This window comes from Hymenobacter swuensis DY53 (assembly GCF_000576555.1).
GTDB classification, from domain to species: Bacteria; Bacteroidota; Bacteroidia; order Cytophagales; family Hymenobacteraceae; genus Hymenobacter; species Hymenobacter swuensis.
In genome coordinates this window covers 4,834,289-4,859,418 of sequence record NZ_CP007145.1, presented here as the reverse complement: position 1 = coordinate 4,859,418, position 25,130 = coordinate 4,834,289, and the positions used below count along the sequence as shown (strand labels likewise).

22 protein-coding genes are annotated in these 25,130 nt (G+C 58.6%); 4 read left to right on the top strand and 18 right to left on the bottom strand.

Features of this window, described 5'->3' with window-relative positions:
- Positions 1-12: 12 nt before the first annotated feature.
- From HSW_RS22040 to HSW_RS22030, 3 genes are all read right to left on the bottom strand, one after another.
- Positions 13-1,539, bottom strand: coding sequence for a GH3 auxin-responsive promoter family protein (locus tag HSW_RS22040; RefSeq protein ID WP_044003915.1), 1,527 nt, complete (start codon positions 1,537-1,539; stop codon positions 13-15).
- A 191-nt stretch (positions 1,540-1,730) separates the two neighbouring features.
- Positions 1,731-2,504, bottom strand: a complete 774-nt coding sequence (gene lptB, locus HSW_RS22035; protein WP_052346749.1) for an LPS export ABC transporter ATP-binding protein — start codon at positions 2,502-2,504, stop codon at positions 1,731-1,733.
- 97 nt (positions 2,505-2,601) lie between these two features.
- On the bottom strand, positions 2,602-4,437 hold the full coding sequence (locus HSW_RS22030; protein WP_052346748.1) for a M61 family metallopeptidase: 1,836 nt from the start codon (positions 4,435-4,437) through the stop codon (positions 2,602-2,604).
- A gap of 154 nt (positions 4,438-4,591) precedes the next feature.
- Here HSW_RS22030 and HSW_RS22025 point away from each other — a divergent pair, with 154 nt between their 5' ends.
- On the top strand, positions 4,592-4,951 hold the full coding sequence (locus HSW_RS22025; protein ID WP_044003914.1) for a DoxX family protein: 360 nt from the start codon (positions 4,592-4,594) through the stop codon (positions 4,949-4,951).
- A gap of 19 nt (positions 4,952-4,970) precedes the next feature.
- On the opposite strand, the gene recJ is transcribed toward HSW_RS22025, so the two are convergent.
- The 12 genes from recJ to pdhA all read right to left on the bottom strand — a co-directional run bounded on the left by recJ (position 4,971) and on the right by pdhA (position 19,954).
- Positions 4,971-6,692 (bottom strand): single-stranded-DNA-specific exonuclease RecJ, encoded by a 1,722-nt coding sequence (recJ, locus tag HSW_RS22020; protein ID WP_044003913.1) that lies wholly within the window; start codon positions 6,690-6,692, stop codon positions 4,971-4,973.
- 257 nt (positions 6,693-6,949) lie between these two features.
- The gene (locus HSW_RS22015; protein WP_044003911.1) at positions 6,950-8,782 is read right to left on the bottom strand and encodes a tetratricopeptide repeat protein; all 1,833 of its coding nucleotides are present in this window, start codon (positions 8,780-8,782) and stop codon (positions 6,950-6,952) included.
- A 199-nt stretch (positions 8,783-8,981) separates the two neighbouring features.
- Positions 8,982-11,114 (bottom strand): peptidylprolyl isomerase, encoded by a 2,133-nt coding sequence (locus HSW_RS22010; protein WP_044003909.1) that lies wholly within the window; start codon positions 11,112-11,114, stop codon positions 8,982-8,984.
- A gap of 276 nt (positions 11,115-11,390) precedes the next feature.
- Positions 11,391-11,654: a hypothetical protein gene (locus HSW_RS22005; RefSeq protein ID WP_044003908.1), complete on the bottom strand. Its 264-nt coding sequence runs from the start codon at positions 11,652-11,654 to the stop codon at positions 11,391-11,393.
- A 9-nt stretch (positions 11,655-11,663) separates the two neighbouring features.
- A complete protein-coding gene (gene lptC, locus HSW_RS22000) occupies positions 11,664-12,251 on the bottom strand; it encodes an LPS export ABC transporter periplasmic protein LptC (protein ID WP_071883160.1) in 588 nt (195 codons plus the stop codon).
- Between the two features lie 10 nt (positions 12,252-12,261).
- Positions 12,262-13,614 carry a porin family protein gene (locus HSW_RS21995; RefSeq protein WP_044003906.1) on the bottom strand — a complete coding sequence of 451 codons (1,353 nt, stop codon included), beginning with the start codon at positions 13,612-13,614 and terminating at the stop codon, positions 12,262-12,264.
- Positions 13,601-14,344 carry a type III pantothenate kinase gene (locus HSW_RS21990; RefSeq protein ID WP_044003905.1) on the bottom strand — a complete coding sequence of 248 codons (744 nt, stop codon included), beginning with the start codon at positions 14,342-14,344 and terminating at the stop codon, positions 13,601-13,603. The genes HSW_RS21995 and HSW_RS21990 overlap by 14 nt, the downstream gene beginning before the upstream one ends.
- A gap of 192 nt (positions 14,345-14,536) precedes the next feature.
- Positions 14,537-16,489, bottom strand: coding sequence for a pseudouridine synthase (locus tag HSW_RS23670; RefSeq protein ID WP_044003904.1), 1,953 nt, complete (start codon positions 16,487-16,489; stop codon positions 14,537-14,539).
- A gap of 170 nt (positions 16,490-16,659) precedes the next feature.
- Complete coding sequence (locus HSW_RS21980) at positions 16,660-17,043, bottom strand: TraR/DksA family transcriptional regulator (protein WP_044003902.1); 384 nt, start codon at positions 17,041-17,043, stop codon at positions 16,660-16,662.
- Positions 17,044-17,315: 272 nt separating this feature from the next.
- Positions 17,316-17,792: a 6,7-dimethyl-8-ribityllumazine synthase gene (gene ribH, locus HSW_RS21975; protein ID WP_044003901.1), complete on the bottom strand. Its 477-nt coding sequence runs from the start codon at positions 17,790-17,792 to the stop codon at positions 17,316-17,318.
- A 152-nt stretch (positions 17,793-17,944) separates the two neighbouring features.
- Positions 17,945-18,721 (bottom strand): tetratricopeptide repeat protein, encoded by a 777-nt coding sequence (locus HSW_RS21970; RefSeq protein WP_081768561.1) that lies wholly within the window; start codon positions 18,719-18,721, stop codon positions 17,945-17,947.
- Between the two features lie 54 nt (positions 18,722-18,775).
- On the bottom strand, positions 18,776-19,954 hold the full coding sequence (gene pdhA, locus HSW_RS21965) for a pyruvate dehydrogenase (acetyl-transferring) E1 component subunit alpha (protein WP_081768560.1): 1,179 nt from the start codon (positions 19,952-19,954) through the stop codon (positions 18,776-18,778).
- Between the two features lie 68 nt (positions 19,955-20,022).
- Between pdhA and recF the strand changes: the two genes are divergently transcribed.
- Both recF and HSW_RS21955 read left to right on the top strand, forming a co-directional pair.
- Positions 20,023-21,135: a DNA replication/repair protein RecF gene (gene recF, locus HSW_RS21960; RefSeq protein WP_044003899.1), complete on the top strand. Its 1,113-nt coding sequence runs from the start codon at positions 20,023-20,025 to the stop codon at positions 21,133-21,135.
- A 64-nt stretch (positions 21,136-21,199) separates the two neighbouring features.
- Positions 21,200-21,523, top strand: a complete 324-nt coding sequence (locus HSW_RS21955) for a DUF721 domain-containing protein (RefSeq protein WP_052346747.1) — start codon at positions 21,200-21,202, stop codon at positions 21,521-21,523.
- Between the two features lie 312 nt (positions 21,524-21,835).
- Here the strand turns inward: HSW_RS21955 and HSW_RS21950 are convergent, their stop codons facing one another.
- The 3 genes from HSW_RS21950 to HSW_RS21940 form a co-directional block, all read right to left on the bottom strand.
- Positions 21,836-22,399 carry an acyl-CoA thioesterase gene (locus HSW_RS21950; protein WP_044003897.1) on the bottom strand — a complete coding sequence of 188 codons (564 nt, stop codon included), beginning with the start codon at positions 22,397-22,399 and terminating at the stop codon, positions 21,836-21,838.
- Positions 22,400-22,777: 378 nt separating this feature from the next.
- Positions 22,778-23,230 carry a helix-turn-helix domain-containing protein gene (locus HSW_RS21945; RefSeq protein WP_155833104.1) on the bottom strand — a complete coding sequence of 151 codons (453 nt, stop codon included), beginning with the start codon at positions 23,228-23,230 and terminating at the stop codon, positions 22,778-22,780.
- Positions 23,231-23,465: 235 nt separating this feature from the next.
- On the bottom strand, positions 23,466-24,308 hold the full coding sequence (locus HSW_RS21940; RefSeq protein ID WP_044003892.1) for a glycerophosphodiester phosphodiesterase family protein: 843 nt from the start codon (positions 24,306-24,308) through the stop codon (positions 23,466-23,468).
- 131 nt (positions 24,309-24,439) lie between these two features.
- Here HSW_RS21940 and HSW_RS21935 point away from each other — a divergent pair, with 131 nt between their 5' ends.
- Entirely contained in the window at positions 24,440-25,057 is a 618-nt protein-coding gene (locus HSW_RS21935) for a hypothetical protein (RefSeq protein ID WP_044003891.1), read from the top strand.
- Positions 25,058-25,130: the final 73 nt, after the last annotated feature.

The window sequence follows — 25,130 nt, the reverse complement described above, 5'->3', positions numbered from 1 at the left end:
CCTATTTTACAACTAATTTTTTAGTTGTAAAAGTATTTCCTCCAGAAATTCCCGTGAGTTACTGAGCCGGGGCACCTTGTGCTGGCCGCCCAGCTTGCCCCGGCGGGCCAGCCACGCTACAAAGGTGCCGGTGGGTACTGCGGTTACCTGGGGCGGCAGCAGGGCAATGTCACGGTGCCGTTTGGCGTCATAGTCGGAGTTGAGCTGGCGGAGCGTGGAATCAAGCACGCTGGTGAAGCGGGCCGCATCGGTGGGCGGCTGGGTAAATTCAATCAGCCACTGGTGGCCGCCGCGCGAGGCGCCATCGTGCGCAGTGAAATAAACGGGGGCCGCAGTATAGTCGCGCACGGTGGTGCCGGTGGCCTGGCAGGCGGCGGCTACCGCCGCATCGGCATTTTCCACCACCACTTCTTCCCCAAAGGCATTAAGAAAATGCTTGGTCCGGCCAGCAATGCGGATGCGGTACGGAGCCAGAGAGGTAAACCGCACCGTATCCCCGATTTTGTACCGCCACAGGCCGGCGTTGGTACTGATGATGAGGGCGTAAATGCGGCCCAGCTCCACTTCTTCCAGCCCGATGGCCTGGGGCTGGGGTACGTCCCACTGGTCGGCAGGCAGGAATTCGTAGTAGATGCCGTGGTTGAGTAACAGCAGCAGGTCCTCCGAATCGGGCTCGTCCTGGAGGGCTAGGTAGCCTTCGGAGGCGTTGTATATTTCCAGGTAGTGCATCCGGGAGCTGGGAATCAGCTGACGGAATAGCTCTCGGTACGGCCCAAACGCCACCGCCCCGTGCAGAAACAGCCCCAGGCGCGGCCACACGTCCACGATGGATTCGGCTCCGGCCAGCTCCGTTACCCGCCGCAGCAGCACAATCATCCAAGTGGGCACGCCGGCCAGCACGCGCACATCGGCCGTGAGAACGTGGCGGGCAATGCGCTCAATCTTTTCCTCCCACTCGTCCAGCAATGCCAGTTCCAGCGGCGGGGTACGGATAAACTCGGCCCAGGCCGGCAGGTTCTGCATGATTACCGCCGACACGTCGCCGACGCGGGAAGCGGCATCTTCAGGGCGGAACGGATTGGCACTGTGGGTACCACCCAGCGACAGGGTTTTGCCAGCCAGCACATCCGTTTCAGGATAGCACCGGGTGGCCAGGGCTGTCATGTCGCGGCCGGCGCGGTAGTGGCCCTCGTGCAGAGAGGCGCGCGTAACGGGAATGTACTTGCTGCGGGCGTTGGTGGTGCCGCTGCTTTTGGCAAACCACTCCACGCGGCCGGGCCACAACACATCGGACTCGCCACGCAGGACCCGCTCAATTTCCGGGTACAACTCCTCGTAGCTGCTGATGGGTACCCGTTGGGCAAACTCCCGGGCCGAAGGCGCATCGGAGTAGCCGTAGCGGCGGCCCCAGGCCGTAGCGCGGGCCGTGTGCAACAGGCTGTGCAGTACCGCCTGCTGCACCTCGTGCGGGTTATCCCTAAAATGGCTGATGCTGGCCAACCGGCGCTGCACGGCCCAGGTCAGAACGGTACTAATCACGGAGGAGAGATGAGAAGGAAAAAGCGGCCGGGCGGCCACCGGATACGCTGTACCGCTGACCGCCCGGGAAAGTTACCGAAATGCTTTGGGTGATTCTGACGGGACCCCAACGGCCTTTTCGCGGCTGCGTTTACGGCACTGGCCCTGCCTATCAGGTGAGGCAGCAGTACAGCAAGCTTGCTGAGCTCACCTCAGGCACTTTCCGCAGTCATATCCTGACCGGGAGCCGTGGTGTAGTCCTTGCGTTTCAGCTCGAAATTCTTGCCCAGGTACACGCGGCGTACCATCTCATCTTCAGCCAGTTCCTCGGCGGTACCGGCTTTCAGCAGCTTACCCTCGAAGAGTAGGTACGCCCGGTCCACAATGGCCAGGGTGGAGTTCACATCGTGGTCGGTGATGAGGATGCCAATGTTTTTGTGTTTGAGGCGGGCCACGATGCTCTGGATTTCCTCGGTAGCAATGGGGTCGACGCCGGCAAACGGCTCATCGAGCAGCACAAACTTGGGGTCGACGGCCAAGGCCCGGGCAATTTCGGTGCGCCGCCGCTCACCGCCGCTCAGCACCCGGCCCAGATTTTTGCGCACATGGCCGAGGCTGAATTCACTAATGAGCTCTTCTACCTTGTCGCGCTGAGCCTGCTTGGGCATATCCGTCATTTCCAGCACAGCCAGAATGTTTTCCTCCACGGTCAGGTCGCGAAATACGCTGGCCTCCTGGGCCAGATAGCCCACGCCCAGCCGGGCCCGCTGGTAAATGGGCAGCTTGGTGATTTCCTTGTCATCGAGAAATACGCGGCCGGAGTCGGGCTTCACCATGCCCACCGTCATGTAGAACGAGGTGGTTTTGCCGGCTCCGTTCGGCCCCAGCAGCCCCACAATCTCGCCCTGCTCCACTTGCAGCGACATGTCGTTCACTACCGTGCGCGACTTGTATTTCTTAACCAGGTGCTCGGCTCGTAGAATCATCGTGGGGCAAAGGTAAGGGGAAGCAGGAAGGTCAACAGGTGTGTCATTTCGAGGCGGCACAACGACACCTCAAAGCGCCGCTTGTACTGACGCGTCTCTACCCTTTTAACAACCTGCTACGCAGCGTTTGCTGGGCGGGAGTGGCAGCAGACTGCGTTTCGACGAGGTTCTTGACTTCTACTTCAAACTCGCGCGGGGTGGCCTGGCGTTCCTGCTCGGCACCGTTGCCGTGGCGGAACTTCACCCGTACGGCGTCGGCCGTCTGGGGCTCTACCAACGGGCGCAGCAGCTTCTCGGCGGTCTGCATCGTTACCGACTGCCCGTTGATAGCCACCACCACGTCGCCCTCGTCCAGACCGAAGGCGTTGTCCTCAGGCTTGGTTTTGGCTACCCGGAACTGGTCCTTGCTCTGGTCATAGGCGAAGCCCAGGTTACCGAACGCCTTCACGCGGGCCTGGCCGGTGGGCGCGTACGTCCACCCGATTTTGGCCAGGTCCTCGGCCAGCGGCAGCGGCTCGGCGCCCTCCACGTAGCGGCGGAAGAACGTCCCGATTTCGGGGTTGGTAAGGGCCACGATTTCAGGAATCAGGTCTTTGTCCTCGAAGGAGCGGGTGGGGCCGTACTTCTCGCGCAGGGCCAGCAGCACGTCGCGCAGCGTCTGGCGGCCCTGGCTCAGCTCCCGGATGCGAATGTCCAGCAGCAGCCCGATGAGCGCGCCCTTGTTGTATACGTTCTCATACATGTCTTTGTACGGGTCTTCCAAAATGCGGCGGCTCATCTCCGTAAACGACACGGTGGCGTACTTATCCGACTTGTCGATTTTCTCCTTCACGCGCTTCTGAAACTCCTCCGGCGTGATAAGCCCGCCCTGCACCTGCACCAGCTGCGACACGTACTCCGTCACGCCCTCGTACAGCCACAAGTGCTGCGACATCTGGGGGTTGCGGAAGTCGAACTCCCCGATTTCGCGGGAATGGATGTTGAGCGGGGCCAGCATGTGCAGAAACTCGTGCGAGGCCACTTCCAGCACCATACTGCGCAGGCGGTCGGCGTCGGGCAGCTCGGGCAGGAAGTAGAGAGAAGAGTAGCTGTGCTCCATGGCCCCGTAACCGCCTTTTTCGCTATTAAGCGCCGAGGTGAGGCTGGGGAAGTAGAACAGAAACTGGTAGCGCGGCACTGGCATCTTACCAAAGTACTTCGTCAAGGCCTCCGACATAGGCCGCAGCATCTGGCTTACGTCCGCAGCCTTCACCGCGCCACTCTCCGACAGCACGGCCACCGAAATGCGGGCCCCGCCGGTGCTGAAGCTGGCCGTATCGGGGCGGGCGTAGAGGATGGGGCCGTCGGCCAGCGTCACGTAGTTGGAGGCCGTGAATACGTCCTGCGTAGTTGAAGCGCGGCGCACATCCAAGGCGGTGGCACCGTAGAGGTCGGCGGGTTTCTGCACCTGCACCTCGTAGGGCAGCATCTTGTAGCCCTCGAAGTAGCCGTAGAAGCCGTAATGGTTAATAGTGAAGTTGCGGCCGGCATCAATGTTGGTGCCGCCGGGCTGGAAGATGAACTGGTCGTCCTGCTTCACGTCCCAGGTATCGTCCACCAGGTATTCGAGGCGGGCCAGCTTGGTTGCGTTGTCGATGACAAACAGGTTGGGGCCGTTGTTCTTCACCTTCAGGCTCTTGCCATTCTTATCAAACGCCTTGAAGCTGGTCACGAAGCGGCCGTAATCCTTCTTGGAGTACGAGCCGGGCACCACCGAGGGCATAACGTACGTAGCCTGCGCCTCACGGATAGCGGGGGTATTAATAACGACCTTCACCCGGTCGTTGGTCACCTGCTGCAAATCGAGGCGAATCTGGTAGCCAGCGGGCTGTTGGGCCAAAGCGGCCGAAGCGGTGGCGAGGCTCAGCCCGAGGGCCAGCAAAGTAGCTTTCATAAAACGAACAAGGATAGATGGGATACGGCACTAACGCCCCGGCGAAGATAGGTAGTATGAATGGGTGAACGGGTGGATTGTCATTACAGGCGAAGTACCCGAAGGACAGCTTTCTGGCACGAACGACACGCCGATTCCCCTGTACCTTGTCGGCATGCGCATCAAAACCATCAGCCGCATTATGCTGGCTACGTTTTTTATCGGGGCCGGCATTACGCATTTTACTAACCCAGCGGGGTTTCTGCGCATCGTACCGCCCTACCTGCCGGCTCCCCTCCTACTGGTATACCTGAGCGGCGCGGCTGAACTGGCCGGTAGCCTCGGGCTGCTTATTCCCGCTACCCGCTGCTGGGCCGCTTGGGGCCTGATGGCGCTACTGGTAGCCGTGTTTCCAGCCAACGTATACATGCTGCAAACCCGCGGCGCAGGCCTGCCAGTGCCGTTATGGGCGCTATGGGCGCGCCTGCCGCTCCAACTGGTGCTTATTGGCTGGGTGTGGAAAGTGCGTAAGTAACTGCTTCACTCACTCACCGCTACTCCCACCGGATGTCCTTCACCCGCAGCTGCAGGTTCTTCACGCCCCGGTACTCGTTGATTTCGATGGTGTAACAAACGCTGAACGGCTGGCCCTGACGAATTTGCTCGTGGTATTCGCCCAGCCCGAAGCCAATGGCATCCACGGTGTGGTGGCCGTCCTGAGTGAGGGTAAGCTTGAGGTGGGAGTTGCCTACAATGCGCGCCGAATCGGGGGTGGCGTACACCTGCTCGGAGGCAAACACCGGGTTGGGGTTGCCAGGACCGAACGGCTCCATCTGGCTCAGCAGCCGGTAAAACGACGGCGTAATGTCGCTTAGTCGAATGGTCCAGTCAATTTCCACGGGCGGAATCAGCTGCTCCGGCAGGATACGACCGGCTACAATCCGCTCGAATTTCTCCTGGAAAGCGGGCACGTTCTCTACCGGCAGCGTGAGGCCGGCGGCGTACATGTGGCCGCCGTACTGGTCGAGCAGCTCGGCGCAGTCCTCAATGGCTTGGTGCACATCGAACCCTACCACCGAACGAGCTGAGCCGGTGGCTTTGCCGTTGCTTTCGGTGAGGATAATGGTGGGCCGGTAGTACTTATCGAGACAGCGCGAGGCCACAATGCCCACCACGCCTTTATGCCAATCCTGCTTGAATAGCACGGTGGTGCGGGCGGTGCGCAGCAGGTCGCTCTGCTCAATCATTTCCAGCGCTTCCTTCGTTATGCTAGTGTCGAAACCCCGGCGTTCCTGGTTGGTTTTGTCGACTACGCCGGCAGTGGCTACGGCTTCTGCGGTGCTGCCGGCCAGCAGCATGGCCACCGAGCGTTTGGCGTCACCCATGCGGCCGGCCGCGTTGATGCGGGGCGCAAACCCGAACACCAGACTGCTAATGTTTAGCTCGGCGGTTTGCAGGCCGGCCAGTTCGCGCAGCGCATCCAGGCCGGGGCGCTGAGGCCGGGTCCGGTCGTTAATGAGGCGCAGGCCGTGGTAGGCCAGGGTGCGGTTTTCGCCGTAGATGGGCACGATGTCGGCGGCAATGCTCACGGCCACTAAGTCCAACAACTCATAGAGTTCGTCTTCGGGCAGGCCTTGGTGCTGGGTGAAGGCCTGCATCAGTTTGAAGCCCACGCCGCAGCCCGACAGTTCCTTGAACGGATACGGGCAATCCTGGCGCTTGGGGTCGAGTACGGCCACGGCCGCTGGCAGCTCGGGACCGGGTAAGTGGTGGTCACAGATGATAAAATCGACGCCGCGCTGGTTGGCATAGGCAATCTTATCCACCGACTTCACACCGCAGTCGAGGGCAATAATGAGCTGGTAGCCGAAGTCGTGGGCATGGTCGATGCCGGCGTCGGAAATGCCATAGCCCTCTTTGTAGCGGTCCGGAATGTAGTAATCAATGCGCTCCGGCCCGAAAAATCGGCACAAATAGCTGTACACCAGTGCCACGGAGGTAGTCCCGTCCACGTCATAGTCGCCAAATACCAGCACCCGCTCGCCCAGGTGCAGGGCTTGGAGCAGGCGGTCCACGGCGCGGTCCATGTCGCGCATGAGCAGCGGGTCGGGTAGCTGGCTGAGGTCGGGACGGAAATAGGAACGCGCTTCCTCAAACGTGCCCACATTGCGCTGGCACAGCAGGCTGACGATGGCCTCGTTTACGCGCAGCGCATCAGCCAGATGCCGGACTGTTTCAACGTCAGGCGCGGGCTTGCGAATCCATCGTTTTTCCATGAGTACAGAGGAGCCTAACAGCGGCAGTATCTCCAAAAGTACAAAAACAGAAGCACAGATTTTCGCAGATTCGGGTGCAGATGCCGCAGATTGAGGGGGTAGTGTTCGAGGCCGGCAAAACGTGTACCCCGGAGCTGGGCTCCGGCCCGCGTCAGAAGGGTCTTACTCCTAAGCGCAAGCCAGAGCCCAGCTCCGGGGTACACGTTTTGCCGGCCTGAATCAGCGAAACCACAGTTAATCAGCGAAAATCTGTGATTCTAGTTGACCGCATCGCCGCGCATTTTGCGGAACCGTTTGCGGGCTTCGGCCACGTAGATGCTGCCGGGGTACTTGGTGATAACCTGGTTGTAGAGCTGCTGGGCTTTCTCGCGGTCCTGCACGTTTTCCTCCTGAATGAGAGCGGCCAAGAACAGTGCGTCGTCGCTGAGCACATCATATTTGGGGTTAGCCGTAATGCGCTCCAGGGTGGCTAAGGCACCGGGATAGTCACCGGTGCGGCGCTGAAGCTGGGCCTTCAGGTACCAAGCGTCGTCCTGCAGCGCGTGGCCGGGATACTTGGCCAGCAGAGCATCGAGGCCGCGCAGGGCTTCCGGCAACTTGTTCTGGAATACCTGCTGCTCCACCACGGCGTAGTCGCGCAGGGCCACGCCGGCCGTGTCCATGGCCGTGTTGTCGGTGATGAGCAGGCTGAGCTGCATGGCATCGTTGGCAATTTCTCGGCTGGTGGCCTGCTTGAGAATATCCAGATGCGACTGGGCCAGCTTGAAGTCGCCGGCAAAGTAGCTGAGGCGGGCGTTGCGCAGCTTGGCATCATAACCCAGCGGCGTATCCTTGTGCGACTTCTCTACCTGCGAGTACAACAGGGTAGCTTCCCAAGGCTCGGCGCGCAGCAGGTAGATATCGGCCAGATCAATCTTTGCCTGATCCACCACATCGAGGCTGGCGCGGGGCATGGTGATTACCTCGTTGAGCAGCTTCATGGCGGGTTCCTTCTCATCGAGCTGGAAGGCGCGCAAGGCCGCCATGCTACGCAGCACCGGGGCCGTATCGGGCGTGCGGCCCAGGTCAGTAAGCACCTGCTCATACTCCTGCAGCAGGCTCCGCAGCTGGGCGGGGCTGACGGGGTACGTGTTGCGTACCTGGTCCTCGCGGGTCTGCACGAGGCGCTGGCGGGCCAGGGCGTAGTACGGTTGGTTGCGGTACTCGCGCACCACGTAATCGTAGCCTTGGATTGCGCTTTCGTAGTCTTTGTTGCGGCGGGCAATTTCGGCTACTTCCAGTACGCGCTGGCCTTCGGTACGGCCGCGCCGGTCGAGGGCTTTGGCCTGCACCAGCGCGCCGGTAAAGTCGCGGCGCTGCACCTGCAGCCACAGCAGCAACTCACTGTACACAGGCAGCTCGGGGTTTTTCTGCACCAGACTCAGCAGCTCTTTTTCCAGCGTGGCAAAGTCCTTATCTTCCTGGAGGCTGTTTTGAAGCATGTTGCGCACGAAGGGCAGTTGCCGCTCATCGTCCTGCACCAGACGCAGAGTTTCGGCCATCAGCTTATCCGTCTGGCCCTGCTGGGTGTAGAGCTGGATGAGCTGGGGGCCGAACTCGGTTTCGGAACGGGCCAGCTCCCGGCCGCGCAGATAGGTACGGATAGCCCAGTCAGGTAACGCCAGCTTCTGAAACTCGGTGGCTACGGCTACTACCTGTTCCGGGGGCAGCTGGGCCAGCACCCGCTCCCACTGCTTTTGGGCGGCTAGCTCATCGGGAGCCTGGGCGTACACCTGGCCCAGCGTGACGCCCAGCTTGGCTTCCTGGGGCCGTTGCTTTTGGGCACGCTTCACCAGCTTCTCGGCATCTTTGGGGCGCTTGAGTCCTTGCAGGGCAGCCAGGTAATCGGGCAGGATGTTGGGGGCCGTCTGCTCATCGTTGCGCAGTCGGCCGAACAGAAAGGCGGCCTTCTCATGCTCGCCCTTGCGCTCATACTCACGAGCTAGCTGCACCTGGCTGTCTTCCTGAACCTGGGCTACCACCGGCCCGGCTGCCAATAGCAACACGGTCAGCCCTGCCTTCCCTACTCCCAAACGCAACGACTTTTTCATAAGCGCATAACGAAAAGACCCTGACGGTGATTCAGTGACCTAGTGATTTAGTGAGCTGACCGTTGAGCCTGTAACACTTGCGCAGCCTGCATCTCAGGCTCATTCAATTCACTAAATCGCCAAGTCACCGATTCGCTAAATCAAAAAAGGGCCGCACCTCTAAGGTACGGCCCTTTTGCTGTTTCTTACTCAGCCTGGTTTAGAAGAACTTGGTGCGGTTGTCCTTCACGTTGGCGTGTTGCTTAATAGCCTCATAGATAAGACCATCGGCGCGGGCTACGCGCTGGGCGGTGAGCTGCTGCTTGGCTGCTTTCACGTCAGCCGTGGCCGGCGCGGGCGTAGTGCTTACCGCTTCCACGATTAACACACCCTGCTCGCCAGCAAAGGCTTTCGACTTCTGGCCGGCTTTCAGCCCGAAGGCTTTGCCCACGGCTACCGGCTCCGAGCCGAGGCCGGGAATCATGCCCTGACCCAGAACCACGTTGTCGGCGGTTTTCACCTGGGCGCCGTTGCCGTACGCCTGAGCAATCTGCTCCAGCGAGCTGCCTTTGGCGGCGTTCAGCTTGCTGATGATCTGCTCAGCTTTCAACTCATTGCGCACGAGGGCCGTTACTTCCGGCTTCACGCTAGCCACGTCGGCGGTGCCTTTGGTCCGCTCACCGGTCAATACCGCAATTACATACTGGTCGCCCACGTCATCAAATACCCGGGATACGTCGCCTACCTCGGTAGGCGAGCCTTCGGGGTTTACGCCGTAGGCCCAGCGCACAATGGAGCGGGCGTTCTGGATGTTGTTCACAGCTTGGTCGCCGCGGCCGAGGCCTTTGGCTTCCATTTTCTGCAGGCTCTTATCCTTCGCCACAGCGGCGCGGAAGGAAGCCAGATCGGTAGCGGCACCTTTCAGCTCCTGCGCTTTCTGGTACGCGGCGTCACGGGTAGCATCGGTGGGCTGAATGCCTTTCTGTACCGTGGCTACTTCGTAGGTCTGCGTGGTTTTGGGAGCCGTAATTTTGATGATGTGGTAGCCGAACGACGTTTTCACCGGAGCGGGCAGCAGGCCAGGCGAAGCGGCGGCAAATACGGCCTTCTCAAACTCGGGTACCATACGGCCCTGCTGGAACCAGCCCAGGTCGCCGCCGGTAGCAGTGGTGCCATCCGTACCGTACTGACGGGCCATGGCGGCAAAATCGGCGCCACCTTTGATTTTGTTTAGCACTTCCGTGGCCTTGGCTTTAGCAGCCGCATCGGCCTCGGGCGTGGTACCTTCGGGCTTGATGAGGATGTGGCTGGCGCGGGCCGCGGCTTGGGCACCGGCTTTCTGGCTCGACACTTTATACAGCGAGTACGTGCCGTTTTCAGCGTAAGGGCCATATACTTTTCCCAGCTGCAGGGGCAGCTGAGCGCGCAGCTTCTCGGGCATATCGGCCGGCGAAAGGAAAGCGGGGCGGGTGGGATTGTCGGAGTTCAGCTTCACGAAAGCCGAGTCTACCGGAGCAGTGGCAAACCGGGCCGCCAGCTCATCTACGGTTTTACGCACGGTGGTGCTGTCTTCTACCGAAGCCGTTACCGGGATGGTCACGTACTCAATGCTGCGGCCATCCTCTACTTTGTAGCGCCCTTTGTTTTTGTCGATGTAGGCCTGCAGCTGCTCGTTGCTCACTTTCACGCTTGAATCGGAGAGGGAGAAGTACGGTACAAATAGGTAGCGCAGGCTGGCCTGGGCCGCCTGGCCCTCGTTGTAGCGCTTGGCTTCGGCCGAGGTGACGTAGGTGCTCATTTTGAGCAGGTTGTTGTACTTGGTGCCCAGCCGTTCGGGACGCAGGTTCGCTTCGAAGTTGGCAAACGCGGCCTGGGCCTGCGGATCCATCTTATCGAGGTTGCGCAGGTACTCCTTCACTTTTAGCACGTCGAACTGGCCCGTTTTCGGGTCGGTGAAGGCCTGACGGATACTGGGGTGCACGTTGGTACCCTGTACCATATCGGTCAGTTCCTCGTCGGATACTTTCAGCCCCAGCTTGTCGAATTCCTTCTGGAAGGCAATGCGGTAGAGGGTCTGGTTCCATGCCTGGTCGCGCAGGTAGCCCATAGCCTGGTCATCGGGCTGGCGCTGCTGCTGCTGAATGAACTGCTGCTTGGCCTGCTCCAGCGTGTTGTTGAAGTCATCGTACTCCACCTTTTCACCGGCCACTTCGCCTACCGACGTATCGTTTTTGCCGAAGATGCTGCTCCGACCATACAGGAAGTCACCGCCGAGCATAAAGAGCAGCAGGCCGATGATGATGGCCCCGACCGCCCAGCCCGATTTTTCTCGAATCGTGTTGATTAATGCCATTTACTTGAAAAAAAGCGCAGTAAGAAAAGGTGAAAGAGGTGCAAAATAACCAAAAAAGATGGTCATTAGGTAATGAAATGGCGCGGCAGTTGTCTGCTTGCGGCGGCGACGCAAAGCATACGGTCCTTTTCCCAGCGCTGAACCGCTGAAATAGCGGCTCTCCTCTTTGCTATTTCAAAAACGGCAAAGCTGTACAAAGCCCAAGTCCCTGGCATCCGCACGGATATCAGGGACTTGGGCTTGGCCGAGGTTGCCCCGCCACTAGTACCAAGAAGATTACTTTTTCTTCTTCGGTTTTTTGGTGGGCGGCGTAGCCGCTTTGCGGGCTGCTTCTGCCTCGGCCGCCGCTATTTTATCGCGCTGGCGGAGGTAGCGCAACCCAATCACCAGCCCGAAGGAGAGCATGAACAGCCAGTAGTTCTGGTATAAGCCCTCCATCTTGCCCGTTACCAGCGTTTGATAGCACGCAATGACGAACGTGACGATAGACAGAGCAAACAAGATGGTCCGGCTGATGCCGGGCTCCCAGAAACGTTTCATGCGAAGAGGTTAGCGAGGCGGCGCGGCCGGGCCGGCCGTAGGGGCGTTTTGCAGCGTGAATACGCCGGTGGGGTTTAAAATCCGATACCAAGAGAAATCCTGGTTGGCCATCAGCCCTCGGCCTGTAAGAACCTCCGTGGGCGTGGTTACCTTAACTTCGGTTTGCTCCTGGGTATAGATACTAGCCTTGAGCTTGTCGTAGAAGGCCTCCTCCGTATTCATGCGCTGCTGCTTGGGCACGTTTACCACCCGCACGTCGCCGCGCATGGTATAGAGGTTCTTGGCCTTTTCAAACTTGCCATACTTGCCCGTGATGGTGTTGACCACTTCCTGACCATCAGCTCCCAGAAACGTGAGCTTCACGCCTTTGGGGTACAGCATGTCGCCCGACTCAAACTGTTGCTCCAGCGGGGCCGTGAGGCGAATACGCAGCTTAGCCGAGTCGCTGACCAGCATGAGCACATTCTCCGTTTCTACGGTAGGGCCCTTGTATTCTATCGGCTTGGCTGCTACCTCGTCGCTGCTCTTACGACAGCCCGCCGTGAGCAGGGTTATTCCCACCAATACCGAAACCAGACGGGTAGAAACCGGAAACATAGGAACGGAGTTATTCAATGCGGCGCTTGATAAACCACCGGTTGTTGAGCGTCACGCCCAATTGCATACGCACGTAGTCTTCCTTCACATTACGCTCCGTAGAACCATCCGACAGGCTACGCACATCGGTGTTACCCCGCTGGCCGTAGGTGAAACCCAGGCTGATGGTCGTGGCATCGAGCGGCGTAGCGGTGGGTAGCGGCAGGGCAAAGCCCCAGCTGACAGACCGGTCGTAGAGCGTCTGACCACCGGGGCGGTAAGGCAGTTGGGTGACGTTCAGGCCAGCCCGGTAGGTTACGCGTTTAAAGTAATTGTCTACTGAAGTGGCGTCCGGCGTCAGCTCACCGCCCACACCGAAGCGGTAGGTATCGGAAAGCAGAATCCCGGAGGAGCCGCCCTGTTCCCCAAATGCCCGGAACTGCGACCATTCCTGGCGGCTACCTTCGGCGCTCAGGCTCCAACTACGGTTGTTATCCAGGCTGATACCCAACTGGGTAAGCGCGGGCACCCGGGCCTTGCCAGCCGCTTCAACTTCCAAGGCCGTTGATCCAATCTGGACGCCATTGTAGTCTTCACGCAACAGACTTGTGCTTCGCTCCCCGTTCAGGTTGGATCGGAAGCTATAGGTTCCGCCTACGTTGTAGTTCAGTTTGTCCTTGATCTGCCCCCGGTAGTGCAGGCCCGTCCGGAAGGCGAAGTCGGAATAATGAACTTGCTGCTGGTAAATGTCTCGGTTAGATAAATCCAAGGCCAGGGTGCTGCTACCAATGCGGGTACTGGCTTCCTGGTCGATGCTGCCGAACACGTAGCCTGCCGATGCCCCCAGCGTCAGCCCTTTGGCAACCCGCACGGCGTGGCTCATATAGGCTTCAGCCAACCCACCAGAACCGGCATAGCGCTTTTCCACCTGCGAGGTAGGGTCGCCAACTACCGTATTGTCCAGCGTTTTCGATTCGTAATCAACCGTGCTGTAGGGTTTCAGACCAATAAGCCCCGCCCAGCGGCGGTTGATGGGCACCGCCAATGCCAAATAGCCCAGCGTGCCCGAGCCAGTCCGCTGACTACTTACCGTGTTCTTCAGGGTTTTGAACTGTCCCGTAAATCCGGCCTCAAACGTGGTACGGCTGGTATAGTACACCAGGGCCGGGTTCAGCTCGTTCACGTTCACGCTGTTGGGCGCGGCTACGCCGATGCCTCCCATACCCATTTGCCGGACGCCGCCCGAGTTCATACTGGCGTCGCCTAGGCCCAGGCGCGAGTAAGGCGAGTTGCCGAGGCCCTGCCCCAGTGCGGCCGACGAGGCTGCCAGCAGCCCCAGCAGCGAAAGACCACCGGCTAGGCCGGCGTAGTTAGGTTGAGACATGGTGTACTAAGATTCGGTGAAGCCCCATTAACACGAGCTCCGGAACAACAAAGATAGGCCGTTTCAGCCGGGTGCGGAAAAACCCGGCATCACCACCGGCTACCAGCACCGCTAAGCCCGGAAACTGCGCCTCATATTCAGCCAGCATTCCACGCACTTCTGCTGCTGCCCCATTCAGCACGCCACTCCGAATGGCGGCCTGGGTATCGGCTCCGGTAAGCGGCACAGTAGCAACTGGATTTTCGGGTTTGGTAATGAGCGGCAGCCGTCCGGTAAACGTATGCAGAGCCTGAAAACGCATAGCCAACCCCGGCGAAATACTGCCGCCCCGAAAGACGCCATCGGCCGTGACCAGGTCGCACTTGATGGCCGTACCGGCATCTATAATCACCACCGGACGAGCAGGAAGCAGCCAGGCGGCTCCAACGGCGGCCGCCAACCGGTCGGCGCCCAGCGTGTGCGGTGTGGCGTACGCATTGCCGATGGGCAATGGCGTGGTGGCCGGCGCAAACTCCAGGATATGTCCCGGCACCAGTTGGCGTAGTTCTTCTGCCCAGGCGGCCGTAGCCTCGGCCACCGAAGCCAGGATTACGTGCTCCGGCCGCAGCCGCTGCACGGCCGCCCGTACTTGCGCCGGCGTCTGCCCCGTAGCCGATTCCAACAGCGCATCGGCTTCGAAGCAGCCGTACTTCACGGCTGTGTTACCAATATCGAGGGCCAGAGTACGCAAGTGGTGAAGTGGTAAATGGTGAAGTAGTGCAGCCGGAACGCGCGGGTTTTCGGCATTCAACAGCGCAAAAATGGTGAAGCCGTGGAATAGGAGAGGCTGGGCGTGGCAGGTCAGAATAACCCATCCACTCACCACTTCCCTATTTCACAACTTCACCATCAGGAGCCATCCGCCGGGCAGGCGGTTGCGTGCTTACATGAAATACTTCAGGCGGATAACTTCTTTCTCCGAAAGGAAGCGCCATTTGCCGCGCGGCAGGTCCTTCTTAGTCAGACCGGCGTACTGCACCCTGTCCAGGGTAATTACATCATAGCCCAAGTGCTCGAAAATGCGGCGCACGATGCGGTTACGGCCAATGTGGATTTCCACACCTACAAAGTGCGGGTTACCCGCTACCACCGCTACATCGTCCACGTCGGCTTTGCCGTCTTCCAGCATCACCCCGTCCGCAATCTGCTTCAGGTGTTCCTCCGTTAGCGGCTTATCCAGCTCCACCTGGTAGATTTTCTTGTTGCGGTGCGAGGGGTGCGAGAGTTTCTGCGCCACTTCCCCGTCGTTGGTGAACAGCAGCAGGCCCGTGGTATTCCGGTCGAGGCGGCCCACCGGGAACAGACGCTCCTTTGATGCCCCTTTTACCAGTTCCATCACCGTCCGGCGGCCCTCGGGGTCCTCAGTCGTCGTGAGGAAGTCCTTGGGCTTGTTGAGCAGCACGTACACCTGCTTCTCGCGGTTGAGGTTTGTCTTGCCGTACTGCACCGTGTCGGAGGGCTGCACTTTGTAGCCCATTTCCGTTACTACTTCCCCGTTTACTTTGATTTCGCCGGCGGCAATCAGGGCGTCGGCATCACGGCGGGAGCAGATACCGGCGTTGGCGATGTAGCGGTTCAGGCGAACTTCCTCGCCCGTCGTGTCATCTTCCTCACGCCGACGTTTATTGCCCCGGGTTTTATCGTCCTCGTAGTGTTTCAGGTTTTTGTAGTCAGGAGCCTGCCCTGCTACCTCGCCATACTTGCGCTTGCCGGCCTGGTTGCTGGTGGGCGTCTGGGCACCCCGGCCCGCGTACTCATCATGGGCCCGCTTTGGGCGCTCCTCTGAGGAACGACCTTCGCGCCTGTCGCTACCGAAGCTACGCTTCTCGCCAAAGGCCCCGCGGCGGTCCTGATCAAAAGCACGACCCTCCCGCTTGTCGCCGAAAGCGCCGGGGCGGCTTGTGCGTTTTTCCCCGGCAGCTCCGGCTCCAAAGCCCTGGGGCTTCCGGCTACCAAAGTCGCGCCGCTCGCCGCTGTCATCGGCCCGGCGAACCGGCCGTTCCCGGCGGTCATCAGCCTCAAAGCGGGCCGGCCGCTCCGTACGTTCTGACCACTCCGACCGGGAAGGACGCTCGATGCGCTCTGGCCGCGCCGCCTGTTCCGACTGCTCGTTGTCGAGGTCCGAAGGCCGGCCACGGAAATCGAACGGACGCGCCGCCCGGATTTCCCGCTCGCCGGGAGCAGCTTCGCGCATCGGGCGTGCTTCTTCCTGCCGGGGACGGAATTCCTGGGGTTCGTCCTGAGGGTTGGGGTTCTGCTTGATGAACTTACGGTTCCGCTCACCCGGCAAGCCACGCGGCACTGCCGACTGTCCTTCCTGGCTGCGGTATGGTTGGCCCTGCCATGTTTTCTTGGGCTCAAATTCCCGCACCGGGCGCTCCTCGCGGTTGTCGCCAAAGCCGCTGCTACGGCGCGTATCGTCACCGCCCCGGAAGTCCCGGCCGCCCCGGTTGAAAGAGCCGCTACCCGAGGAAGTCCCGAATTTCTTCGGACCGCCAAAGCTACCGCCCGGCGAGTTGCCGAACTTGCGCGGCCCACTGAAGCTGCCGCCGCTGGAACGCCCGAACGAAGAGCGGTCGGAGTTGCCCCGACGCTCATCTGAGCCGCCCCCATTCTGGCCGAAGCGCGGGTTGCCGCCCGTGCGCTCCGTGCGCTCCTGACCGGGCTGTATAAACTTGCGGAATCCCTCGTTGCCTCGGTTATCCGAAGAACGGTTGTCGTTGCCGCGGCTGTCATTGTTACGGCTGTCATTGTTACGGCTGTCAGCAGGACGGCCGGAGCCGGTGGTACGGCCACGGCGGCCGGGCGCATCGCCGGAGAAGTGTTTCTTGCCCATGTGGAAGAAGCGTGCGTGCCGTATCGCTACGGTACAGGTTAATAATCAGATACAGGCGGAAGCTTGCCTAACGACAAGCCGCCGAAAACAGTGCCCGGACCAGCAACCGGCTGTACCAAAAAGTACAGGCCGGCCACAAGTCCGGGCAGTAATAAGAGCCAAAAGCGAGGTTAGTCGCGGCGGGCCATCTTGGCTTCAATGGAATGCTGCGTGTGCGGTACGGCACGCAGGCGTTCCTTCGGAATCAGCTTGCCGGTACCAATGCAGACACCGTAGGTGCCATTCTTGATACGGATCAGGGCGTTTTCGAGCTGCTGGATGAACTTCATCTGGCGTGAGGCCAACTGGTTCAGGCTTTCCTTTTCGGCCGTATCGGCTCCGTCTTCCAGCACCTTCGAAGAAGAAGCTGTGTTGTCGGTGCCGGTATCGTTTTTGCGGCTCAGGGTTTCTTTGATAAACGCTACTTCCTTGCGGGCGGCCGTGACCTTGTCCTGAATGATTTGCTCAAACTCAGCCAGTTCTTCCCTGGAATAGCGTAGGGGTGCTTCACTCATGTCGTTGCAGGAAGAGGTTATATGAAACTATGTTATTTGCTAGGATGCCAGTTTCGGCAGCCACTGAACAGCCAGTAGTTACGCCCAACAGCAGCCTGCGCGAATAAGTTTGTCCTTTTTGCGCATAGCCTTCAGCAGCCGGACTGCTCCTACTAGCTCCGGTGGTCCCGATAGCCAGACTATTTCCGGCCGCAAAGCTACGGCTTTGTCTGCTAATCTGCACGATACCCCCTCCGGCCCCGGTTTTTGCCGACGAGTCAGGTAAGGCTCGTCTAGAAACCCAGCATATGGATGGCAGCCACTGCCCCTTCCACACCTTTGTTACCGTGCTTGCCACCGGCCCGGTCCCAGGCCTGCTCCAGTGTGTTGGTGGTCACCAGCCCGAAGATGACCGGCTTGTTGAACTTCAGGCTCACGTTGGTGATGCCGCTGGCCACCGCGTGGCAGATATAGTCATCATGCTTGGTTTCGCCTTGGATAACGACACCCAGGCAGATAACCGCGTCAATTTCCTCATGCTGGGCCAGTAGCTGGGCCCCCAGCGTCAGTTCGAAGCTGCCGGGCACCGTGTTGCGGAAGATGTTCTCGGGTTTGGCTCCGTGTTTGAGGAGCGTGTCGAACGCGCCCTGGGCCAGGGTGTCGGTGATTTCGCGGTTCCACTCGGCCACCACCAGCCCAAAGCGTTTCTCGCTGATGTCAACGAAGTGGTCGGAAGTATAGTCGCTCAGATTTTTGAGAGAGGTAGCCATGCGGCGGGGAGGTTTAAACAGGTAAGAGAAGCTAGTAGCTCCGTGCGGTCAAAGATAGGGGACGGTTTCTACTCCGGCCGGCTGGTCCTGAAAACACAAGAGGCGACCCGGGGGCCGCCTCTTGTGCAGAATACAGAAATGCTGAGCTATGTTTATTTACCAGCCAGGGCTTCGGCGCGGGCCTTGTATTCCTTGGCTTCCGTAGCCTCCGCCGCCGAAGCGTAGTCGGTCAGGATTTTGTTGTACGCCGTAATGGCACCTTCATAATCCTTAGCGGCTTCGCGGGCCGTAGCTTCCTTCAGCAGGTAGCCGGGCGAGAAGAACTCGTTAGCATTATAATTAGCGGCTTTGTTATAGAAGTCAGCGGCTTCTTTGGCCTGGTTCATTTCCAGGTGCGCATCACCTAGTAGGGAATACGCTCGAGCCTGCACCAAGTAGTCATCGGAACTGAAGTCTTCAAGGTAGTCGATGGCCTCTTTATTTTTGCCTTCTTTCAAAGCAGCCACACCGGCGTAGAAGTTGGCTAGGTTACCAGCGTCGGTGCCACTGTACTCTGATGCCACGCGCTCCAACCCCAGGTTGCGGCCGTCGCCTTTCATGGCTTTCTGCAAAGAGTCGGCTTCCCAATAGCTTACCGCCTGGAACAGGGCTGCTTGCCCTTTGGTATCCTGGGAGCCTCGCCACAGGTAGTAGCCGAAGCCACCAGCCACGGCCAGTACTACCACGGCCAGCAAACCCAGCAGCACGTTCTTGTTGCGCCGCACGAAGTCTTCCGATTCCACCAGGCGAATAGCCAAGGCATCGGGGTCTTCCAGCAGCGGATGCTCGGGGTTGTACGCCTCCAGCGGCTGCGTGGGGTCAGGAGAGACAACGCGCTGTTGCTGCTGACGCGCTTGCTGGCTTTTGCCTGTGAACGGAATCTTCGACATGGGTATTACTCAAAAAGGCGGCCGCCGACAGCGGCCCGATAACCTTCCGGCGAGCTAGTCGCGGATGTAGGGGTAGTCCTGTTGTACGTACACGTCCTTGTACAGCTCGTCGGCTGTAGGGAAGGGCGAGTTCTCGGCAAACTCCACCGACTCGGCCACCTGTCCTTTGATCTTCTCATCAATGGCCGCCAGGTCCTCTTCGGTAGCCATGTTGTGCGTCAGGATGGTGTGGCGTACGGCTTCGATGGCGTCGCGGGAGCGGTAGTCTTCCAGCTCCTCTTTGGTGCGGTACTTGGCCGGGTCGCTCATGGAATGACCTTTGTAGCGGTAAGTTTTAAACTCGAGGAAGGTAGGGCCTTCACCGGCCCGGGCCCGCTCGGCGGCGCGTGCCACGGCATTATGCACGTCCTCTACGTTCATGGCATTCACCGGCTCAGAGGGCATGTCGTAGCCACGGCCAATGTGGTGCAGTTCCGTCACGTTGGACGTGCGCTGTACCGAGGTACCCATAGCGTAGCCGTTGTTTTCCACCACGAAGATGACCGGCAGCTTCCACAGCATGGCCATGTTGAAGGCTTCGTGCAAGGCACCCTGCCGAACGGCACCGTCGCCCATATAGCAGATGCACAGGTTGCCCGTCTTATTATACTTCTCGGCGAAACCGATGCCGGCACCCATAGGTACCTGCGCCCCCACGATGCCGTGGCCACCGATGAAGTTTACTTCCTTATCGAACATGTGCATGGAGCCGCCTTTGCCCTTAGAGCAACCGGTAGCTTTGGCATAGAGCTCGGCCATGATGGCGTTGGGCGAAGTACCGAGGGCCAGCGGGTGGGCATGGTCACGGTAAGCAGTAATCCACTTGTCGTCCTTGGTGAGGGCCGACACGGCACCAGCTACGCAGGCCTCCTGGCCTATGTAGAGGTGGCAGAAACCTTTAATCTTCTGTTGACCGTACAGCTGACCAGCCTTCTCCTCAAACTTGCGCATGAGCTGCATCTGCTCATACCAAGTGAGGTAGGTTTCCTTCGAAAACTCCGGCTGGGCCGGGCTCGTTGCTTTAGGAGTTCCCGTAGCTGCCTTGCCTTCCTCAGTGGAAGGAGGCAATACCGGATCGGGCTGCTTGGCTGTTTTAGTAGCCGCAGCTTTCCCCTTGGGGGCCGCTTTCGGGGCCGACGATTTCTTCGTCGAATTGGAAGCCTTGGGGGCAGCCTTTACTTTCGTCTCCGCCATCTTGCTTTCGGTTGTTCGCGTTTGGGATGCGAAAGTACGTAAAAGGATTGCAATTCCGAACCTTAAGCATGAACCTCGAAAGCCTCCATCTGCTGTTCTTCAAAAACTACGAAGAAGCCAATCTGAGCTTCTCCGCCCACATCAACTGCTTTGTGGGTGACAACGGCAGCGGCAAGACGAATCTGCTCGACGCAATCCACTACCTCTCCCTCACTAAGAGTGCCTTTACGGTTTCCGACGCCCAGAGTATTAAGCAGGGCGAAGAGCTGTTTGTGGTGCGGGGGCGCTTCCGTCCCGCACCCGACGAAAAGCCTGAAACCATTCAGTGCAGTCTACGTCAGGGCCAGAAGAAAACCGTAACCCACGACAAGCAGGCTTACGAGCGGGTATCGGACCATATTGGGCGGTACCCGGTGGTGCTTATCTCGCCCTACGATACTGACCTGATCCGGCAGGGCAGCGAGGAACGGCGCAAGTATTTCGACAGCCTCCTCTCCCAACTCGACCACACGTATCTGGAGCAGCTAATCCGGTACACGCACCTGCTGAAGCAGCGCAATTCCCTGCTCAAGCTGGCCGCTGACCGCCAAGCCGGTTACGACCGGGACTACCTATTAGTGCTGGATGAGCAGCTGGCCCCCGTGGGCGAGCAGCTAGTGCAGCGGCGGCAAGAATTTCTCACGGAATTCGAGCCCATCTTCCAGCGTCACTATGAGCAGCTAGCCGATGCCCGCGAGGTCGTGACTCTTACCTATAAGAGTGAGCTGCCGGGAGCCGACTTCCTGAAACTGCTTCGTCTGAATGAGCGCAAGGACCTCACGCTGCAACGCACTACCACCGGCCCCCACCGTGATGACTTCACGTTTCTTATGGATGAGCTACCGGTAAAAGGGTATGGCTCGCAGGGGCAGCAGAAGTCGTTTGCCATTGCCCTCAAGCTGGCGCAGTTTGAAATCCTGGCCGCGCACAAGCAGCAAAAGCCGCTGCTGCTCCTCGATGACATCTTCGACCGACTAGATGAGAAGCGCATCACCCGCCTTATGCAGCTGGTAGCCAATCATACCTTCGGCCAGATTTTCCTGACCGATACTCACCTGGAGCGCACCGACCGGGTACTGGCCGACCTCTCCGAAGATATCCGCCGGTTCCGGGTAGAGTTGGGAAGTGTGCAGCCGCTTTAGGTAAGGTGGGTGGTATCTTTGAAGCCCGGTGCGAGAAGAGTTTTCTCGCGCGTTAATAACTGTAATGGCGCTTAAAAAACCACATTCCTCCGAAAATTCACGCCAGTCCGATATTGTTCCACTAAGGGATGGTATTAAGGCACTATTGCGCGTTTATCGGCTCCAGGGCAAACTCAACGAGGTAACAGTAGTGGCTAGTTGGGAGAAGGTAATGGGTAAGGCCGTGGCCATGAAAACCCAGCAGGTATACGTGAGCAACAACAAGCTGTTTGTACGGCTTTCATCCGCTCCGCTCAAGCACGAACTGTTCATGGCCAAGACTCGGGTACTGGAAAACCTCAACGCCGAAGTCGGCGAGGACATCATAAAGGAAGTCGTATTCCTATAGGTGAAAAGCGCGTCTTATTAGAAAGCACTACCGGCCCTGGCTCAAAAGCTGGGGCCGGTTCTTTATGGCAGGTATGCCACTACCCAAGCTTGCGCTGCTACGCTGGGAGATGTCCTTATGAGTAGCTAAAGAGAAAGGATTGGAACCCGACCGGATGGTGCCGCAGTAGCGACTGGGTCAAATGCCCTCCCCCTACCCGGCTAATCTGCCAGCAGGAACAACGGGTTGTAGCTCTGGGTCTGGCTTACTCCCCGATATACAGGGACTCTCACTAAAAAGTCTGTATTGAGGCTCCGCGACTCCAACACCACACTAGTAGCCCAACTGGCACCGCTCCTTTTCCAATAAGTGCTGCTGCTCCTCCAGGGCCAGGATGGAGCGGGCATTATCAAACTCCTGGCGGTACTGCTCCTTGAACTCACGGCGCTTGATGGCTTCCAGAAAGCGGCGGGTATCATCAGGGGTTTCCAGGAGCAAGCCGGGCACCTGGCTGGGCCGGCCTTCATCATCCTTAGCGACCATCGTGAAGTAGCAGGTGTTAGTATGTTTGACCGACCCGCTACGCACGTCTTCGGCAATTACCTTGATGCCGACAAGGAGGGACGTTCGGCCCACATAGTTCACCGAAGCCAGTAACGAAACCAACTCCCCTACCTCTACCGGCTGCAAGAAATTCACCCCATCCACACTCACCGTGACGCAGTAGGTTCCGGCATGTTTGGAGGCCGCCGCGTAGGCTACCTTGTCCATGAGAGAGAGAAGAATTCCTCCGTGGATCTTACCCCCAAAGTTGGCGTAGGAAGGAATCATCAACTCGGTAAGCGTAACCCGGGAATGAGACACCGGGCGGTAAGCAGGCAGGTGGTCAGCAGACATGCAAGACTGAAACGAAGAAGGTAAAACGACTGCCGAAAGATACGGCCCGCTACCCGCATCTAACCACCTACCTCCGGCACCTATACAAGGCTCCGTTCTCCACTGCCAGCGCTACCAGCATTACTAGCACAACCCAGCTAGACCATTGTTGACAGACCTACCTACTACTCACTTTCACTGCTTTTGAAACCCGTACGATTTCCACTGTCGCTCTTTACACTGGCCACCTGCTTCATTCCGTCAATCCACCTTATCCCTGCACTTGTCCGCCTGTAACATGTGGCCTGATGAGAACTAGGTATCCGTCAGGCAATGAGCAGGTGTATCAAAGCCAACCTACTTGTATGCGACAGATATGTTTCACGTGGAACAAATTTATTACTTAGGTCCGTACACTTTTAGCAACAGTTCATTATAGGCTTCTAGCAAGGCAATATACTTCTGCTGAAGCTGCATTAGCTGTTTTAGACTATCCGACTCAATCATCGGTGTAACAGTTGATTTATGTGTTACACCTTTGTCAGACATTACAGATACACCATGTGACACTGGTGTAACAGAAAACGGCAACACCACCTGATGCAATGATGTAAAATCCTGCGAAAAGTCGTGTCCGATTATTTCCCCAATACGCTTTACGAAGTTGTAATCAAGTGTTTCATCCTTGAACTTACGGTATATGGTGGGACGTGTAATACCCAATTCGTCCACGATACGCGTAATGGAAATTCCGCTGTTTTTGATGACTTCCTGCAGTATTTCACCTTGATGTGACATAGGGGGAAACGTGTAATAATCTGAACTTATGTAAATATGTACAATCTGTTTCATGTAACCAAGAACAGATGATACAAAGACAACACTGATACACTGTTAATAAATGTATCTCTGTAACGTTATACAATTCATTACACTGCCATCCTGTAACGCTCATTCATTTGTTCGATGTAATACACCAATCTGTTACAGATTTAATATTACACCTGTATTGTTTGTGTCAGTTCCTGAAGTGATAGAGCTCCTGCGAGACACGTTTTGTGCTATCTGCAATCCGACTATGCCATTATTATACCGCTGACCGAAGGGCCATCAAACGGTCCGGATAGTCGGTGGTGATGCCGGTAGGATGCAGCTGCAACATGCGCCGTAGATCAGCCGGCTCGTTCACGGTCCAGGGCACGAGGCCAATGCCCAGGGTACGTAGTGAGGCCGCCAGTTCTGGAGTCAACAGACGAAAATCCGGGCCGTAGATGTGGGGCTGAAACCCTAGCTCAGCGAGGTGCATATGCAGAGGGCGGGTATCCTCTACAAGCAAACACAGGGGCATCTCTGGCAGCTGCTCATAGGCCAGCCGGAGGACCCGGGTATCAAAGCAGAGCAGCGTGGTTCGGCCCAAAATTCCAGTGGTCTGAAGTTCGGCTAACACGAGCTCCAGGAACCGGGCCGGCGGCGGTTGGAAGCCGGGCTCATAGGCAGGGCTGCTTTTGATTTCCACACTGTAGCGCACCGCCGGACGGCCTAGTGTCCAAGCCAGTTTATCCAGCTCCGACACTACCTCCCGCAGTAGTGGTTTGGCCGCGGGTTGCGGCTGCTGCGAGGGGAAACCGGGGTGTTGGGTAAGGCCGCAATCATACGCGCGGATATCAGCGTACGACAGGCTGTAGAGGTTGTGCCGGGTCTGCTCAGCGGGCAGGATAGGACGACCATCGGGCTGGCGGCAGATAGTGGCCGACATCCACGGCTCATGAGATACGACCACCTGCTCATCGGCGGAAATGACCACGTCCAGTTCTATCACTTCCACCCCTATTTCAACGGCCCGGCGGAAAGCCGGCAAGGTATTTTCGGGGAGCAGTCCGCGGCAGCCGCGGTGCCCGTGTATTTGCGGATAGGGAAGTATTGTATGCATGCTAAGCCCTACGGCCGTTGGCTTCGTACAGATACCCATACCAGAAACCGAGGGCCGGAATGCAGCGGAACCACGCATTCAGGCTTGGCAACAACCTCCTAATTCCCCTTTCATTTCCCAACTCTCCCCCCATGAAAAAGACGATTCTGCTAGTGCTGCTGGCCCTGGCCGCAGGCGGCTACCTCTACTATCGGCAGCTCCGGACTGGCCCCGAGTATTCCCTGATGCAGGCCTACAAAGCCATGACCGACCACGACGTGGACACCTTCGAGCGGTACGTGGATATTGGTAGCGTCACCGGCAACCTGGTGGATCAGGTGGCGGAGCAGGGCGCGGCCCTGGGTGGCCTGAACCCGGGCGGACTGGCCATGACGGGAGCCCTACAGCTGTTCAAGCCACAGCTGGCCCGCACGGCGCGGGCTCAGGTGAAACGCTACGTGGAAACCGGCTCGGCGCAGGCAGCTGCTGAGGCTGGTTCGGCTGGACCGTTGAACGTTTCGGTGCTGGGTCTGGCCGGGAAAGTAGTGGGCGAAGGCAGCCGGTTCAAGGGCATTAAGTACACCCGCAAGGAGGGCGAGCAGGCTTTCGTAGGCCTAGAACTCACGCAGCCCCGCTACGATACGACGCTGGTGCTGGAAGTGAGCATGCGCAACCAGGGCGACTACTGGCAGGCCACGGCCATCAGCAACAGCGGGGAAATCATCCGGCAGATTGCCCGCTGGGAAAAACAACGACTCATCGGTAAGTAGGGACTTCTCTACTATCTACGAAAAAGCCCCGGCACCATATTGGTACCGGGGCTTTTTTGCACTTGGATCGGAT

Coding starts and splice junctions, on each gene's coding strand:
- lptB (WP_052346749.1), bottom strand. CDS start 2,504: ATGATTCTACGAGCCGAGCACCTGGTTAAGAAATACAAGTCGCGCACG.
- HSW_RS22030 (WP_052346748.1), bottom strand. CDS start 4,437: ATGAAAGCTACTTTGCTGGCCCTCGGGCTGAGCCTCGCCACCGCTTCG.
- HSW_RS22025 (WP_044003914.1), top strand. CDS start 4,592: ATGCGCATCAAAACCATCAGCCGCATTATGCTGGCTACGTTTTTTATC.
- recJ (WP_044003913.1), bottom strand. CDS start 6,692: ATGGAAAAACGATGGATTCGCAAGCCCGCGCCTGACGTTGAAACAGTC.
- HSW_RS22015 (WP_044003911.1), bottom strand. CDS start 8,782: ATGAAAAAGTCGTTGCGTTTGGGAGTAGGGAAGGCAGGGCTGACCGTG.
- HSW_RS22010 (WP_044003909.1), bottom strand. CDS start 11,114: ATGGCATTAATCAACACGATTCGAGAAAAATCGGGCTGGGCGGTCGGG.
- HSW_RS22005 (WP_044003908.1), bottom strand. CDS start 11,654: ATGAAACGTTTCTGGGAGCCCGGCATCAGCCGGACCATCTTGTTTGCT.
- lptC (WP_071883160.1), bottom strand. CDS start 12,251: ATGTTTCCGGTTTCTACCCGTCTGGTTTCGGTATTGGTGGGAATAACC.
- HSW_RS21995 (WP_044003906.1), bottom strand. CDS start 13,614: ATGTCTCAACCTAACTACGCCGGCCTAGCCGGTGGTCTTTCGCTGCTG.
- HSW_RS23670 (WP_044003904.1), bottom strand. CDS start 16,489: ATGGGCAAGAAACACTTCTCCGGCGATGCGCCCGGCCGCCGTGGCCGT.
- HSW_RS21980 (WP_044003902.1), bottom strand. CDS start 17,043: ATGAGTGAAGCACCCCTACGCTATTCCAGGGAAGAACTGGCTGAGTTT.
- ribH (WP_044003901.1), bottom strand. CDS start 17,792: ATGGCTACCTCTCTCAAAAATCTGAGCGACTATACTTCCGACCACTTC.
- HSW_RS21970 (WP_081768561.1), bottom strand. CDS start 18,721: ATGTCGAAGATTCCGTTCACAGGCAAAAGCCAGCAAGCGCGTCAGCAG.
- pdhA (WP_081768560.1), bottom strand. CDS start 19,954: ATGGCGGAGACGAAAGTAAAGGCTGCCCCCAAGGCTTCCAATTCGACG.
- recF (WP_044003899.1), top strand. CDS start 20,023: ATGAACCTCGAAAGCCTCCATCTGCTGTTCTTCAAAAACTACGAAGAA.
- HSW_RS21955 (WP_052346747.1), top strand. CDS start 21,200: ATGGCGCTTAAAAAACCACATTCCTCCGAAAATTCACGCCAGTCCGAT.
- HSW_RS21950 (WP_044003897.1), bottom strand. CDS start 22,399: ATGTCTGCTGACCACCTGCCTGCTTACCGCCCGGTGTCTCATTCCCGG.
- HSW_RS21945 (WP_155833104.1), bottom strand. CDS start 23,230: ATGAAACAGATTGTACATATTTACATAAGTTCAGATTATTACACGTTT.
- HSW_RS21940 (WP_044003892.1), bottom strand. CDS start 24,308: ATGCATACAATACTTCCCTATCCGCAAATACACGGGCACCGCGGCTGC.
- HSW_RS21935 (WP_044003891.1), top strand. CDS start 24,440: ATGAAAAAGACGATTCTGCTAGTGCTGCTGGCCCTGGCCGCAGGCGGC.